14 protein-coding genes, 1 tRNA gene and 1 pseudogene are annotated in these 15,260 nt (G+C 59.9%); 7 read left to right on the top strand and 9 right to left on the bottom strand.

All coding sequences use genetic code 11. The features are described 5' to 3' along the window. Positions 1 to 15: 15 nt before the first annotated feature. Positions 16 to 591 (bottom strand): thermonuclease family protein, encoded by a 576-nt coding sequence (locus tag V1293_RS20080; RefSeq protein ID WP_334511591.1) that lies wholly within the window; start codon positions 589 to 591, stop codon positions 16 to 18. Between the two features lie 484 nt (positions 592 to 1,075). After that, a complete protein-coding gene (locus tag V1293_RS20085; protein WP_334511592.1) occupies positions 1,076 to 2,374 on the bottom strand; it encodes a PDZ domain-containing protein in 1,299 nt (432 codons plus the stop codon). A 461-nt stretch (positions 2,375 to 2,835) separates the two neighbouring features. On the opposite strand from V1293_RS20085, the gene V1293_RS20090 reads away from it, so the two are divergent. Continuing rightward, positions 2,836 to 3,606, top strand: coding sequence for a GIY-YIG nuclease family protein (locus V1293_RS20090; protein WP_334511593.1), 771 nt, complete (start codon positions 2,836 to 2,838; stop codon positions 3,604 to 3,606). Here V1293_RS20090 and V1293_RS36185 read toward each other — a convergent pair. The 6 genes from V1293_RS36185 to traA all read right to left on the bottom strand — a co-directional run bounded on the left by V1293_RS36185 (position 3,603) and on the right by traA (position 8,866). Continuing rightward, on the bottom strand, positions 3,603 to 3,773 hold the full coding sequence (locus V1293_RS36185) for a tyrosine-type recombinase/integrase (RefSeq protein WP_442894255.1): 171 nt from the start codon (positions 3,771 to 3,773) through the stop codon (positions 3,603 to 3,605). The two genes, V1293_RS20090 and V1293_RS36185, sit on opposite strands and share 4 nt — an antisense overlap. Then, positions 3,770 to 3,976: a hypothetical protein gene (locus V1293_RS20095; RefSeq protein ID WP_334511595.1), complete on the bottom strand. Its 207-nt coding sequence runs from the start codon at positions 3,974 to 3,976 to the stop codon at positions 3,770 to 3,772. Before V1293_RS20095 ends, V1293_RS36185 begins: the two co-directional genes overlap by 4 nt. Before the next feature lie 355 nt (positions 3,977 to 4,331). After that, a tRNA-Arg gene (locus V1293_RS20100) sits at positions 4,332 to 4,401 on the bottom strand. A gap of 74 nt (positions 4,402 to 4,475) precedes the next feature. Continuing rightward, positions 4,476 to 4,742, bottom strand: a complete 267-nt coding sequence (locus V1293_RS20105) for a hypothetical protein (RefSeq protein WP_334511597.1) — start codon at positions 4,740 to 4,742, stop codon at positions 4,476 to 4,478. Between the two features lie 769 nt (positions 4,743 to 5,511). Continuing rightward, the gene (locus tag V1293_RS20110; RefSeq protein ID WP_334511598.1) at positions 5,512 to 5,727 is read right to left on the bottom strand and encodes a helix-turn-helix transcriptional regulator; all 216 of its coding nucleotides are present in this window, start codon (positions 5,725 to 5,727) and stop codon (positions 5,512 to 5,514) included. Positions 5,728 to 5,854: 127 nt separating this feature from the next. Then, positions 5,855 to 8,866: a Ti-type conjugative transfer relaxase TraA gene (gene traA, locus V1293_RS20115; protein WP_334511601.1), complete on the bottom strand. Its 3,012-nt coding sequence runs from the start codon at positions 8,864 to 8,866 to the stop codon at positions 5,855 to 5,857. Between the two features lie 171 nt (positions 8,867 to 9,037). Here traA and V1293_RS20120 point away from each other — a divergent pair. The 5 genes and pseudogenes from V1293_RS20120 to V1293_RS20140 all read left to right on the top strand — a co-directional run bounded on the left by V1293_RS20120 (position 9,038) and on the right by V1293_RS20140 (position 12,705). Next, positions 9,038 to 9,364: pseudogene (locus V1293_RS20120) on the top strand (conjugal transfer protein TraD). 1 nt (position 9,365) lies between these two features. Then, positions 9,366 to 9,632 (top strand): conjugal transfer protein TraD, encoded by a 267-nt coding sequence (locus V1293_RS20125; protein WP_334511603.1) that lies wholly within the window; start codon positions 9,366 to 9,368, stop codon positions 9,630 to 9,632. Positions 9,633 to 10,436: 804 nt separating this feature from the next. After that, positions 10,437 to 10,613: a hypothetical protein gene (locus V1293_RS20130; RefSeq protein WP_334511606.1), complete on the top strand. Its 177-nt coding sequence runs from the start codon at positions 10,437 to 10,439 to the stop codon at positions 10,611 to 10,613. Positions 10,614 to 11,033: 420 nt separating this feature from the next. Then, complete coding sequence (locus V1293_RS20135) at positions 11,034 to 11,807, top strand: Crp/Fnr family transcriptional regulator (RefSeq protein WP_334511607.1); 774 nt, start codon at positions 11,034 to 11,036, stop codon at positions 11,805 to 11,807. 94 nt (positions 11,808 to 11,901) lie between these two features. Further along, positions 11,902 to 12,705 (top strand): Crp/Fnr family transcriptional regulator, encoded by an 804-nt coding sequence (locus V1293_RS20140; protein ID WP_334511609.1) that lies wholly within the window; start codon positions 11,902 to 11,904, stop codon positions 12,703 to 12,705. 322 nt (positions 12,706 to 13,027) lie between these two features. Here the strand turns inward: V1293_RS20140 and V1293_RS20145 are convergent, their stop codons facing one another. Further along, complete coding sequence (locus V1293_RS20145) at positions 13,028 to 13,495, bottom strand: phasin family protein (RefSeq protein ID WP_334511610.1); 468 nt, start codon at positions 13,493 to 13,495, stop codon at positions 13,028 to 13,030. A 571-nt stretch (positions 13,496 to 14,066) separates the two neighbouring features. Between V1293_RS20145 and V1293_RS20150 the strand changes: the two genes are divergently transcribed. Then, positions 14,067 to 15,164 (top strand): SDR family NAD(P)-dependent oxidoreductase, encoded by a 1,098-nt coding sequence (locus V1293_RS20150; RefSeq protein ID WP_334511612.1) that lies wholly within the window; start codon positions 14,067 to 14,069, stop codon positions 15,162 to 15,164. Positions 15,165 to 15,260 lie beyond the last annotated feature (96 nt).

The following is a 15,260-nucleotide window of genomic DNA, read 5'->3' on the forward strand; positions in this document are numbered from 1 at the left end:
CTCGCGCGCGTCTAATCAACACCAAGGGCGAGGAAGGGTCGGACAGCTAGTCGCACCGCAAACGAAGCGAACGGCCAAGCCTTCGTTGATCAAGGTTGATCCTACATCGACACTATTGACTCGCAGGGTGCCGCAGCGGCGTCCGAAGTTGCAACCGTTCGTGCCTTCCGTACCAGGCGGGCACGAACACGCAATTTGCTGAAAGTCAGACCGGCCATTGCTGACAAGTTCGCGAAGCCGTTGTTTCGCGGCTTCGCCTTTTTGACGTTCCGCTTCGCATCTGGCCCGGCTTCCGGTTTCGGGCGCGTTGAAGCCAAGAAGACGAACGTTCGGTTTGCCGTCCCCTAGACTGATGGTGTCGCCATCTATCACACCCACTGATAACGAATTGGCGACGGACGCCGACTTGGCAGTTTCAGGCTTCAGCTTCGGCCATGCCTGAACGGCTACAAAACCAATAAGCACGAAAAGGACAATAAAGCCCGAAAGATAACGCGAGCCGGGCCACCGAGGCTCGCTGTCAGCGATCAGTTTGAACCGCTTCGGATCGGCCCATTTTGTTCGTCGAAATTTGTAAATGTTATCGGGCATTCGCTAAAACTAGCTGCGCAACATTGGTCCCGAGTATTGAGTCGCTACCAGGAAAAGGCCCCAGCTCGGGGGCTTAGCAGAGCTGAGGCCAACGCGTGCTGGGCCAGCGTGGACGCGTGAAAGTCCAGCCGCGAGAGTATAGGTTTGCGCCGCGCCCTCGCCAATCATCCGATTGATTTACTTCTTATTTTCTAGGGAGACCCTCTACACACGGGGATCGGCGGCTGGCTGCGGAGGGGAATTGAGGCCAATCCCAATTTTCCGCCTTCCCATTTTGCATTGGCAGCTGCCTTGGGGTTGCTCGGCGCTATAGATGAGGCACGAACCGTTGCAAAGGCCGCACTCGTGCTCAATCCAGGCTATACCATCCGTCGCGCGCGCGCCCGAGGAGTAACTTCTTCATTTCAATTCTCGCAGCACAAAAAGTAGGAAAAGGTCTCATCACGGCACCGTTCCTGTTACTTAACGGCTTGGGCAGCAAACCTTAGTCAGCCATAATGCCAACGAACGAGCCGTTACCAACAACAGTGCCTCGTATCTCAATGCGGCATCCACGACTGCGGTTGTCGCAGTTGCCGATGGTTGCGCTTCGGGTCTCGCGAGAAGCATCTCTCAGCGAAACGACCACGGGATTTTCGTCCCTCTCATCCTTCAACAGGATTGCTGAATCGTTGTTAAGGACAAAAAGGAGGCCCGAGACAGCTACCTTTTTTCCGTGCAAGGAACGTGCGTCTATTTTTAGCTCACTGAGCGCGACGGGCGAGTACCCAGCCTTTGTCAATTCGGCGGCATGCGCATCACGCCTCTCGGTTTCCAACTTGGCTTGGCCTACCATGCGACGGTTCTGAACAAACTCAGACAATGCTCTCTCACGATCAGCCAAGTAAGTCGCGACCAAACGGTCAGAGGCGAAATGGATAGCCACCGCATCAGGAATGCCCGTTTCGCGTTCAAAGGCGCACCTAATCGTGCGTCTTAGGATTGACCCCAAGTCCCCGTCTGTAAGGTCCATAGCGGACTTAAACTGGTAAACCTTGCTACGAGATTCGTCGGCCATGGTATGTATGCTGCCGCAAGGGCCGAGTACCTCATTCAGTTTTTGGAAGAATGGTTCGTTGTCTTTTGCTTTCGCTCCCCTGAACGCGATCATGCAGAACCTATCGGCTGCGATTGACCTCACCTGCGTTTGATCTGCCCCCTGTGCAATTCGAGGAGGGCAGATGCCTCGAATCTCGGCTTCGAGCTCGGGGTTACCTGATGAAATCGCCGGTTTGGACGCGAGCGTTACCGGAACCTCGCTTTGGCGTCCGCCCCTGAGAATTTTCATCCTGACGGTCGTGCCGATTGCATGACCGGCGACTATCCGAGCCAATGCCGCTGGTTCGCCGCCTACTTCGAGTTCCTTGTCGTCAACAGCTAAAATCAGATCACCCCGCTGCAACTGGGAATTTGCAGCAGGACTGCCGGGAACAACGGTTACGATGAGCGCACCCTTCGTTGTTTGGGACGTGCCACCCATGCTAACGGAACTTAGCCCGAGCCAAGATGATCGGGTTTCGTCCCGGACTTGCTCCGGGACGATGTTGGTCGTTCTTGGTGGTTGCTGTGAGATTTGAGGGCTGTTCCCGTGCCGGATGATTCCGTCGGGGAGCCTTGGCAACGGTTGACCGGGCTTAGCGTTTAACAGGTCGAGCGCCGACTGACCAAAGGCATGACTGCTACCGAGTAGTAAGATAGCGATTGGGGTTAGTCGTCCCGCGATGCGGGTGGGAGTTCTCAACATTCTGCTCTCGATGCAACGGGCCGGAGGAAGTGCGATTGATTCGCCCGTTGTTATCGCTGCTATTACACAAATCGACTTTACGACTTCAACTCGTCCTTAGGCGAAGTATCAGACGAACAGGCTCCAAGGCTATTGTCGAGCTACCGGACCAGCAGCGAATCGTCCAAGGCACTGTTGGCTATCGCGAACGGTGGTCTGGTCACTCGTTCTCGCTGTGGTCCTGTTTGATGGCGACCTTGGCCGTGCACCGACTAAATGACCGGACAGCAAAAAGGCCGCATTCGCGCGGCCTTCCGCCAGCCCAAATTGGTTCGGGATGAAAACACCACGCTGGCTGTATCAAGCTACAACTGTTCAGCGTGAGCGAGGATTCCGTAATACTACGGAATGGGATGTGCTCGGGCGTCATCAATTGCGGCAGAAGCGCCTGGCGAGTGTTCTGGAAGGAAAGTGTACTGCAAGTGACGTTCTTCGTTGTCATTGTTGTCATTGTTGTTGTGTTGATTGTCGTTGGCGCAGTCGCAGAACGCTTCACCAAGCCAGCAACTGACGCTACCCCAAAACCGGATACAGATAAGGTCCCATATGGAGCGATTGCAGCCTCTCCCGGCTCCGCCGCCCCGGTTGGCTTGTCAAAATACGGAAGTTCCCAAGCGCGACCGGCGAAAAAGCGAGATGTAAATCAAAGGCAGACGTTGTCTCCCGATCTTGACGCTTTTTCACAAAGACACGGCATCCCTCTCGATAGATTTTTCAATGCTGCTGGCATGACCAAAGCCGAGTACGCTCGCCGAATGGAATCTATCGGCGCGATCATCGCCTACAACGTCACACCGTGCTCCAAAGCAGGCCATGCAATTCGAAACCGATACGGAAAGTGCGTAGCTTGCGATCCTAAGCAGATCGCCTTCAACCAAAGGGCTCTTGAAGCCGGTTCTGTGTATGCGGCATTCAGCCCATCGAAGGGCCTAATCAAGGTAGGTTTCACCAAGGATGTCCGCCGCAGGCACAACGCCCTCGTTCGTCAGCGCTATGCAGGCGCGGGCGATTGGGAATTGTACTATCAGAAGGAAGCCGAAGACGGAGGACGCCGCGAGATTGAGGCTCACAAGGAATTGGCCCGATACGCAGTGAAGGGTCTGACTTACTTTCGGGATGGTAGAACGCAGGAAGCGGACGAGGTTTACGAATGCTCTAAAGAAAGAGCTATTAGAGCGCTTGAAGGCCGTTAGCCCCTCCAAAAGTCCCTGAACCTTGTCGGCGACAACTCGGTGTATCGCACGGTGTGCTGAATATTCTTGTGGCCGAGATAGGCTTGCAGGGCGCGGGTGTCGTGGTCCTTGTTGGCCAGTGCAAATCCGCAAGCACTACCGCTTACGATTACAGGCTTGGCAATCACTCGATGTCGCTCGGGTCGCTCTCAATCATGTTCTTGCACCAAGCGTCGAAGTCTTCCAGGCTCATAGCCCTGAACTGCTCGTAGCTGATCTGAATCGTCCTGCCATCAGGCAGCAGTATCGTAAGCGGGGGAGCCTGCGCGCCTGGACGCAGCACAATGATGTCCTCGGGCTCGATGCGCTCGTTGGCTCTCGGATCGGTCACCAGGTGCTCTCCTCTTTTGTGCAAAATGAGTCTCGCCGCGCAGCATGTCCGGGCTCAGGGCGCCGCCTGGCTACCGGCACAAATCGATACGCTCCTTCGTCGGCTGCTGGGCGACGCTAGCCTAGGCCCGGGTCCCCGCGTTCTGAAAAAAGAAAGACCAGACCCGTGAAGCGGTCCGCAGCGCAGGTTGTGCGCCGCTCGTCAGAGTGGTTCGCCATTCCAACTTACAAGCTCGAATTGCCGCGGCTTCGCCGTCCAGAAGGTTCATATCCAGTTAGTTACCCGGGCAGTTACCCAGCGGCTATTTGAGGCTCTTTTCCACGTGACATGTGCGCAGATAAGTCATTGTCATCACTGGCGATCCCGGGAAGACTCGAACTTCCGACCTACGGTTTAGGAAATCGCCGTGCCCGCACTTTGGCACCGGCGGCGAGGTGGCCCGTTCGTCGTGCGCCGCACACCGTTCGATGACAAAGCTGTCCGTCACCGGTGCTGTCCGTCACTCTATGTCGCTAGGGTCGCTGGCCATCATGTTGTCGAACCAAGCTGTTTGTTCTTCTTCGCTCATGTCGTCGGGAAAACTTGAGTCGATGATCTCGCCGTTGGCCAGCAAGATTCTGAACGGGGGTGCAGTCTGGCCTGGCTCCAGAATGATAATCTGCTCTGGCTTGATGACGTCGTTCTTTGCGCGCGGATCGGGAATCAAAGTTCCTCTATCTAGATTTCTCACTTTTAGTGCGGCGTCCTCCTGGTCCTCGATCTTCACGAGCTCCCTCGCGACGGTGAGCGGGCTTAGGTCGCGCGATATCCGTTGCGCACATGCGTTAACCCAGGGGAGTCAAAGGCGGCATGCGGATGTGCTGGTCAGGCCACAGCTAGGAATACAATCCGAAACCGTGTTGGGGTTGCGGCCGCCAGCAAGAGGCGTTGGGGGATGCGGGGCGGCGGCCCGCGCCCATAGCGGCTTTGCGCGCGACTTTAGGCTGGCTAACCTCTTAACGACAGCTCCAACAGGGGTCGGGACTGGGGGTCGATCCGGGGGTCTCATCCGCAATATTGAAAATACGCCAATCAATTCAAATGTATATGGCGGAGAGGGAGTCCGCCAAAAAATGAGAGAAACGCCCATTTTATCGGGATCGATAGCAAACACCTTTTGGCTACATACACTTATACATACACCATACGCGCCCACATCCTGCGTGCGGACGGATGCTTGATTCCCGCGAACTATAGACGCCTAACGGGCGAGGCTGGCGCTGAGGCGTAGCCATGCATCACCGCGACGCCCTGAGTCCGGACCGCCCCGGAGAACACCCCGCCGCGCGGGCTCCTGTAAGGGCGTCGGCTCATTCGTAAATACGCAGCGGCGACTATCGCGCCGGCGGGCGTGGGTAAGACGGCTCTGGGTGTTGCTGAAGTCTTGTCGACGGTGGCTGGCAGCCCGCTGCTCGGCGGTGTGCCTACTTTCCAGATCCGGGTTTGGCTGTGGAGGCCTGGAGGACCCGCGTCAGGAAACGATCCAACCACTGACCTCACCGAACCTCATCAAACTCGCGTTTCGGACGCCATCCGACTGGATCTGCAATCCAGCGGTTAAGGTCCGATTCATGCCAGCCGGTACCATTGACGCTGATCTTAATTTGGGTCGGGAACGTGCCCTCGGCGATCTTACGGTAGATGGTGGACCGGGACAGCCCGGTCCGGGCAAGAACGGTTTTCAAACGGACGATACGGTCTGGTTCGCGCATGGCCGCGCTGCCTCCTGCTCGCTGTTTCTGACGGCATCTGAGACCAGACAGGACAGCCGTTGCAGGCGAACAAGAGCATTTTACACATCGAGTACCATGGCGTTCAGACGGCGGAAAACAGGATGGGTCAAATTCCGATGCCCCGGCCTCTGCCGAGGTCGATGCCATGGCTGAAGGCCAGTTCGATGCCGAGCCGGCGACCTGATTCGAACGCGATGCCGAGCTCTCTCCTGCGGCCCGCGAGGATGGATTCCAGTTGCGGATCGCGTTCGAGGCTTTTCGCCATGTCGCCCATCGCCGAGCGCGTCGCCTTATAGCCCGACATGTCGCCCACCTGATATTGGCGCCGGCTAGTGTGGCCGAGCTCCTGCCAACGTTCCACAAAACGGTCAGCGCGGCGGTTCGGATCGATGCGCAGCTCGGTTTCGAGCTGGAGGGCGCGGACGGCGCGGTTGACCCGGCCTGACCCAGCCTCACGGGCAAGATCCGGGTTCTTTTTGTAGGCGGCCTCTGCATCGTGCGAGCCATAGGGCCTCACGTCCTCGAAAACCCCTCGGGCCCCCTGCAGTTCTTTCACTTGCTCGGGACTTGCCTGGCCACCCTTTTCCTGGGCCTCGAAGATCGCATCCACAGCGCGGGCATGGCGCACCAGCGCCCGCGTGCGCACCCGACGTGCTTCCGCTTCCGGATCATCCGCCACCTCTTGCGCTGGCGCAGCGGGTTCGCGCCTCGCGGCGTCCGCGCCCGCATTTCCTATTTCCGGCGGCTGCACGGCGTTCCCGCCAGGCGCGCTGTCGCCGGGCGAGCGCAATCCGTCGAGCAGGCCGTCGATTCTGTCGCGCAGCTTCTCCGGCACGACCTTGCGCAAGATTTCGGCAACGCGCTCGCGGAAGCTGATCCCGCGCCGCTCGGCATAGCCTTGCGCCGGATCGCGCTGCTCGTAATCCGAGGCCATGTCCTTGGCCCGGTCACGCGATAAGGTTCGGGTGAGCCGGTCCGGATTGGCAAAATCGTCGCGGCCATAATGCAGGTCCATGCCGTCGCGGTGCCGCGACAGGGCGACATAGCTGCTATGGGCGTCCATCCCCGGCGTCGCCAGCACATGGGTGCGATCCACCGTCATGCCCTGCGCCTTGTGGATGGTCGCGGCATAGCCATGGTCGATACGGTTATGATCCTTGAGGTCAAAGGTGACGCTGCGCCCGTCGTCGGTGCGCACCGACATGGCTTGCGGGCTGACCTGTTCGATGGTGCCGAGCGTTCCGTTCTTCACGCCGAGGCCGCGCTCATTTTGCAGGAACATGACGCGATCCCCGCTGGCAAAGTTGCGCGCGCCGCGCTCGACCGCCACACGCACCTCATTGCCGAGATCACCGGCCAGCCGCATCCGTTCGCGTGCAGCCTCGTTGAGGGCGCGCACCTCGTCATTGGTATGAGTTAGGATGATGCGGCTCCGATCCGGTGATGCCTGCCGGTCGCGGTCCCAGCGCTCGATCAGATCGCGGCGCGCCTGCCCGCGGGTTTGCGCGTCGTGCACCATGCCATGGGAGCGGTAGGCTTCAAGCGCATCGCCGGTCCTGCCGGTCGCCAGATCGCGCGTGGCCTCGCGCTGCCAGTCCTCGCGCTGGCGCCGCACCTCGCTGATTTCCGCGCCGCCATGACGCTCGTGAATCGAGCGAAAGGCCGCGCCCGCCTCGATGGATTGCAACTGCTTGATATCGCCGACCAGCACAATCTTCGCACCGGCCTCGGCCGCATGGGACAGCACACGCTCCAACTGGCGCGTGCCGACCATGCCGGCCTCGTCGATCACCAGAACATCGCGCGCGGTGAGCAGGTCGCGGCCCTGTCCCCAACCATGCTCCATGCTGGCAATGGTGCGCGACGCGATGCCCGACCCGCTTTCGAGGTTTTCCGCCGCGATGCCGGACAGCGCCACGCCCCGGACCTCGTAGCCCGCCGTTTCCCAGGCCTCCCGCGCCACCCCCAGCATCGCGCTTTTTCCCGTTCCGGCATAGCCGACCACGATCCCAAGATCGCGCCCGTCCGTAATGTGCGCTAGCGCGTCGGCCTGCTCGGTCGAAAGGACAAGATCGCGCGCTTCCGCACGCGCCAGCGCCGCCTCGCGATCCCTATCACGCACCTCATGGCGCTCCCGTTCCGCCATCAGTTCGGCGGTGCGGTGCAAGCGCTGTTCCGCCTCGATCATCTCGCGGGTGGTGAAGCGATCCTCGCCGCGAGCGCCCTTGCCGAGTTCGACAAGATCTGGGGCGCTACGCATCGCGCCCATCACCTCGTTGAACTGGTCGATCCCGTCGCTGTGCCGGTGCGCGAACTTCGCCATGTCGCGTCGCGTGAAGGTCGATTGCTGATGTGTGATCGCGTCCAATGCAAGCGACGGATTGGCGATGATCCGCATCCCATTGCCGCGCGCGATCTCGCGGTGCATCTCGGCGCGGTCGGCCTCGGTCCCTCCGCCCTCGATGCCCCGGTCCTCGATACGTTTGGCGGGTGCACCGATCTGGCTTTGCGGCTCCAGTGCGAGGCCCTGTGCCTCCAGGCTGCGATGGTCGATGCGCGCGTCGATGTCGAGCTCGGCCAGGCGCTCATTGGCAAGCTCGGCCCAGCGTTCGCGCCAGCGCTCGACCATCTCCGTGCGGTTCCAGTCCCTTGCCTTCCGGCCAAAGCCGTTCTCGTCCACCGCGCGCATCGTCAGCATGACATGGGCATGGGGTTTTGCCATGCCGTCCTCGGCCATGTCCCAATGCACATTGAGATCGGCGATCATGCCCCGACCCACGAACTCGGCCTGCACGAAGTCGCGGGCCAGCTCGATGCCCTGTGCCTCACTCATCTCGCGCGGAAGGGCGAATTCGACCTCGCGGGCAAGCTGGGCATCCTTGCGTACCTCGAACGCCTCGACCTCGTTCCACAGCCGTCCGCGGTCGCTCCATGCCTCCGGCGCCTTCTCCGGCAGCATCACCTCGGAATGGACGACGCCGCGTTTGGCGGAAAAATCATGGCTGCGGTCGAGGCGCTCGTCGCGCAACCGCGAGGCCGAGCGGTAGGCGGCCGACGCCACCGCGCTGGAGCCGGACTTGCGGCCAATGATCTTGACGTGAAGATGATAGATCGCCATCGCGATCAGATCAGTGGCACGGCCGAGCGCACGTCGGAACGACGTATAAGCGCGCCCTCCCTCGAAAAAATCTCGGGAGGGACTACCCCGTCTCAGCCAGTCCCGATGACGCTACAGCATTACGCGGGATGCCGGACTATCATTTCTCCATCAACGCTTCTGGAGATGATGATGCGCAAGCCACGCGATTTCGATGCCGAACTGAAGGCACTTGGGGACAAGGCGCGTGACCTCAAGAGCCGTAAGGTGCAGCAGCTTGGCGAACTGGTCATCGCAACTGGGGCCGATGCGCTTAGCGCCGATGAACTGGCGGGCGCGCTGATCGTGCTGGCTGAGACAAAAGAGGCCGGAAAGAGGGAGGCATGGGCCAGGCGCGGGGCCGCGTTTTTTTAAAGCCGGTCGCGGCGAAATGCACCAACAACTGACCGCAACACGGACAGCGCTCCTGCGCAACCGAGCGGCGCGCAACCGGCATCAGGCCGCAAGGGCGCGACATGACATGCGCACATGGCAGGTCGAGCGCCGCAAGCGCACGCGGCACCTCATCGAACTCGGCGGTCTCGTCGTCAAAGCCGGTATCGTGGACCTAACCGGTGACGACCGCGCCACCATCCTTGGCGCGCTGCTTTGGATGGCCGACAAGCTCAAGAGCGATCAAGGCGAACGGGCACGAGCGCTATGGGCCGCAAAGGGGAAGCAGGCGCTCGAGGCGGACCCGGCAACACACAAGGGGACAGATCGAACTGTTTCAGCAGTTCGTCGTTGATGCACGACAATGGCATGTCAGTCGAGCGACTGAGTGCGCGAAGCGTCGTTCGAGCATGCGATGGGCGCTGGAAGCGGGGCGACGGAAGTCGCGATCCGCCGAAAGGATAGCTTGCTTCGCGCGCTCGAAGACAGCACCCCAACAGCCAATGCGAAAACTTCGGTCATGTCTCTCCTGAGGCCGCGGTGGGTCTCGACTGAGCAGCCGATCCGGCCTGCCACTCGATGTCCGCTTTGCAGCAACGGACTCCGGCACCCCCGCAAGTTGCATCTGTATTCGAACCTCGCGTTTGGTAGCGGCGAGCGCGAGATCAAACATCTTTGCGATGTTAACGTGCGCCAAAGGGCCGCGTCCGCTGCTGCTCCCGGAGTGATAGCTTCGCTGGAAAGCGAGTATGGAGGACGGCAAGCGCCAGGGTCGGTGGTGGTCAAGGATTAGGCGATGGCTGGACAATGGCAGGTAGCTGCAAATGCCGCTGAGACATACGAACATGCACTTGTTCCGGCTGTCTTCGCACCCTGGTCAGCGAGGTAGGTGACGCGCTGATGTCTTATGTTGCCGACGACGGACTGAAGTTTCCGATTAAAGCGCACCTCGCCAGCGCGAGAAAGCGAGCATAGTCTTAGGGGATAGCGGCTTTCCAAGAGAAACTTTCGGGACACTCGCAGGTCTGGGGTCGATGTCCGAGATGGGTCACGCTCGGGCCTCAGGCATCGTACGCGGCAGGACAGCTCTACCTCGAACACCCGACGTTGGCCCCCGAGGTGCTGAACAGCCGCCTCGGGCCAGACTCGGACTCATGCAATGCGCCAAAACACCCTAATCGGATCACCTTGTCGGCGTGCGCTGGAATTGCTGCGCATCGGCTATTTGGATGAGCCGCTAGCTGCGGAACTGCTCCACGCCGGCGTCGAGGAGCTTGCACGCATCAGCGTCGAACCCGCTGATCGCAGCTCGCGGCATAAAGCGCAGCCTCAATGAAATCGCGCGAAACAAGCTCCACGAAGGCGCCGCCGACCGCCGTCATCACGAGAGCCTGCATCGTGATGAAGTGCGGGAAGTCAGTGCCGCCTTTGCAGAGATGCGACCGCCGCGTTTTGCCGGGCCACTTCCGCCATCGCAGCAGGCTTGCCACGTGCCGGAAATTGGAACTCTCGTGGCGCACCCTACGGTGTTACCCATACGAATTTTGCAATTGTGCCTCGTCGCCCACTCGCGTCTAAGTCCCAGTGATGGTGCAAGAGGAAGATCCGCTTCATCGCTGCGAGCGTTTTTAGCTTAATTGTTGAGAGCGAAAACCTCTGGAAGTGAACTGGATCTCCTCAGTGCGCATAGAGAAGGCAGATCCGAAGAGATGTTGAGGCCACTGGTCCGCGCCGCTCGGAATGGAGAAAGCGACCCATGCCTCACAGCAACTCATCGGCAGTGACGCGTCCCGGCGGAACTAGTAACGGCCTTCTGGCCGCACTGCCGCGAGCGGATTTCGATCTGCTGGCGAGCGACATTCAGACGGTCGCGCTCGATCAGAACGCGGTCCTGGCGCGAGCAGGTGACGAGGTCGACTATGTCTTCCTCCCTCATAACGGCGCCATTTCTCTGATGATCGACATGGCGAACGGGCAGACGGTTGCCACCGCCACGATCGGGCGAGAGGGAGCTATCAGCTTTCTCTCCGCGATAGGGCCCGCACCTTCGGCCATGACCGCCATCGTGCATGTGGCAGGGACAGCCTCGCGGATCCCCAGCTTCCGGTTTCGCGACGCTTTCAACCGCAGCCGCGCGATCCGGCACGCGCTCCAGGCTCATGTCAGCGCGATGCTGACACAGTTCCAACTCGGCACGGCCTGCAATGCGCTGCATCCAGTCGAAGCCCGAATGGCACGCTGGCTATTGCATCTTCGCGACCGCACCGGCCACGACGTCCTGCCGCTCACCCAGGAAGTACTTTCGCAAATACTCGGTGTGCGACGAACGACGGTGACGCTCCTGATGTGCAATTTGCGCGCGTCGGGCGCAATCAGATCTGATCGGCGAGGCGAGATTGAGATCGACCGATCGCGGCTCACCGCCGTGGCGTGCGAATGCCAGCACACCATGCGTCTCGAAGCTTGCCGCCCGATCTCGCTTTCTCGAGATGAGCACATCGCATTAGGTGAATCGGCAGATGCTATGTGAGCCTTTGCCGCGCGTTGCGATTAAGTCAAATGAGATTCATGCACGCTGACACAAATAGCTTGGTGCGTTGGTTGCTCGTTCCGGGAAGGACTCCGTGACCGCGCAGCCGACCGGCGTTGGGAATAGGCTCTTGGCGGCGTTGCCGCCAGGGGATCTCGGCCTGCTCACGCCCCACTTCCAGAAAATCTCGTTCGAACCTGACGCTGTGTTGGTGCGGTCGGGCGATGAGCTTGACCAGGTTTGTTTTCCCCATAGCGGTGCCGTCGTTTTCATGGTCGATATGCCCGACGGCCAAACAGTCGCAACCACGCTGATGGGGTGGGAAGGCGCATTGGCCTCGCTCTCCGTGCTCGGCCCCTCGCGGTCGTCGGTGACCGCGATTGCTCGCGTGGCCGGCACTGCATCGCGGATTTCCGCCGCGAAATTCCGGCTCGCCTATGCGCGAAGCCCAGCCATCAGGCACGTCGTGCAAGTCCACGCCCGCACGCTATTTTTGCAGCTCCAGCACGTGGCCGCCTGCAACGCGCTACATCGGGTGGAGGGCCGCATGGCGCGGTGGCTTTTGCAGCTGCACGACCGTGTTTCCGACGACGTGCTTTCATTGACGCAGGATGCACTTGCCCAGTTGCTCGGGGTGCGGCGGACGACGGTGACGCTGATGATGAGCAAGTTTCGCGCAGCGGGGGCCATCCGATCCGACCGACGCGGCATCGTCGAGGTCGACCGGACGCGGCTCGACAGCATGGCGTGTGAATGCTACGCGCTGATGCAGCACAGGATCGATCGCATGCACTGCCAGGAATTATCGGCGCCGCGACTTGCCCTTGCGCTGTTCCAGGAAAGCTCTGTCATCGCCTCCGACGAAGCGACGAAGCCGGCGAAGACGGTGCTGAAATGAAGAGTGCTTCGCCAGACGGCAATTAACGGGTCTTTTCGCTCTGATCACGCTCCGTCCGGCTGCCGTTGAAAGCTCTCGCGGTGATCTCGATGCCGGTGGTGATCACGCGCCCGCGTTGCGGGCATTTGAACATCACCATACTTATTTCAGCCTACTTGAATTTGGTTTTGTTATTTTTCCAGCAATAAGCCAGCCGGTTGGATTCGCCTCTTGTCGGTGCGGCGACTTGGGCCGTTGTTTGGTCGAGCATGGGGGGATGCTCGTGGCGAGCCAGTTCCAACCGGCCGGGTCTCCCTCTTGAACCAATTCCAACCGCCGCGCTTTAGTTGGCTTGGTGGAGAACCTTGGCGGCGTGCTTCCTGATCGGCTCGCCCGTTTCTGCCGCGAGCTTCTGGGCAAGCTCCCACAATTCCTTGTTCTGGGCGGATGTGGTGTCGAAGGTCTTGCGCGCTTGCGCCGCGGACAACGTGAGGGCATCAGTCACTGACTTGCTGCCCAACAGATGGGCGAAGAAATCGATCGCGGAGACGGTATTGGCGTTCGCGATCTCGATGACTTTGAGTCCGTAGTCGTTCGCGCTCCTCGCATTGCTCGAATAGGTCTCACGCAGCGCTTCCGCCATGTTCTCCGACGCGGCCTTGATCTTCTCGCAGCCTTCCTGAGCGCGGGCGACGCCCTGCTCAGCAAGCTCGCTGAACACGCCGGCCAGCGCGATCTTCGGGAATCCGAACAACGGCATTGCGGGACCGTTGGATGCGTTCAGTGTGGTTTTCGTTTCGCTTTCACTCACAGCATTTCCCTTCTCTAGTGAAATCATTTCCCAGGACGCTGGCTCGCGTCATGGAGTTCGTGGAGGCGGCAGTCGCCCCGCTTCCGTGTTCGATCGAATTTAGATCAGCTTCAATCCAGCGTGCTGTCCGTTCGGTTTCCGACGCTCACGCAAAATGTTTTTGAGGATGTCAATACAACTCGTCAAATAGTCATACGAATGGTGCTAGCGGGGATATCGCGAGGACGGCAAGGTGCGCTGCGCGCGCGATCTCGCTCCTTTCATAGAGAATGCTTTCGACCGGTTTGGGTTAATCGCGTCGGTTTGACCGGACCACCTCGACTTCCGGTCTACCCCGATGAACGGACATTCTCAGCATAGGCGGGCATGTCTCAAAGGTGCCGATATTGTTGCAAAACTCCCAAAATGCCGGGCGACCAATTTTCCGCGGAAAGACGAAACAAGCGACAATCGCCGATCAATGCAGCCTCAAACCCAATACCGGAATCGCCTGTGAGTTTGGTGCACGGCGGCATGGTCCCCCACATAATTATTCGATCGTCGCGCCTACGGCTCGGAGAATTTGAGTCCCATGCCGCAAAAAGACTTTTGCAACAATATCTGCCAGAAGCGGACATCAGGGAACTTCCCGGAAGCGGACGCAATGTCGATTGCGGGGGACGTGAATCTGGCTTTGCCAAAGGGACATAGCGCCCCGACAGTTGGCGTCACGGTTGCGCACAGACGCATTCAATCTTTGCCGGAAAAGGATAGCGAGATGACGGAACGAATTTCGTTGGAGGGGAAGGTCGCGGTCGTGACTGGGGCAGGCCGCGGGCTGGGGCGGGCATACGTCGAACTCCTCGGCGAACGAGGGGCCCGGGTCGTGGTGAACGACCTGGGGACCGACGTATCGGGGTTCGGGAAGGACTCCACGATAGCGGAACAGGTCGCCGACCTCATTCGGTCGCGTGGAGGCGAGGCCATCGCGAATGACAGCGATGTCTCCAGTCCTGAAGGTGGCAGCGACTTGATCGCGACGACCATCAAGCATTTCGGGAGAGTAGACCTTCTCGTGAACAACGCTGGTATCTGCGGAAGCCAGCTATTCGAGGACGCCACCCTTGATGATTTCGATCACTATTGGCGCGTGCACCTCGGCGGGCCGGTCAACACGGTGAAGGCTGCCTGGCCGTACATGGTCGCACAGCACTATGGGAAGATCATCCTCACGACTTCGGTCGCCGGGCTGCTCGGAATACGGGGCCAGGCCACCTATGCGGCGGCGAAGTGCGCAGTCGTCGGATTGATGCGCATTCTTGCAATTGAAGGTGCCGAGCATGGGATTCTCGTGAACACCATTTCGCCAGCCGGGTATACGAGGATGCACCCGGCGGCGGTTGCGGATCCCGCCTGGCTGAAGCAGAGCGAAGCCACCATGCCGGTTGAGGCTGTTGCGCCAGCGATCGTTTGGCTGGCAAGCGATGGTTGTTCAGAGACGAACCGCATCTACAACGTGGAAGCTGGAGCAATCCAACGTATCGCTATCGTCATGGGACCTGGCTTCAATGATCCACATCTGACACCCGAGAGCATCGCCGAGAACTACGCAAAGGTCGAATCGATCGAGGGCTTCTTCGAGCCGGGTCCGTTCGAGCCCGGTCAGATACCCGCAACGGCGAAGTCTTGAGGAACGAGGTTAGGTCATGGCGACGTTCGACTCTGGCAGACAGCGTTACTCTATGAACTTCTACGCAATTCATCAGCGGCCGCTCCAGCGGCGGAG

The organism is Bradyrhizobium sp. AZCC 1693, assembly GCF_036924745.1.
GTDB lineage: Bacteria > Pseudomonadota > Alphaproteobacteria > Rhizobiales > Xanthobacteraceae > Bradyrhizobium.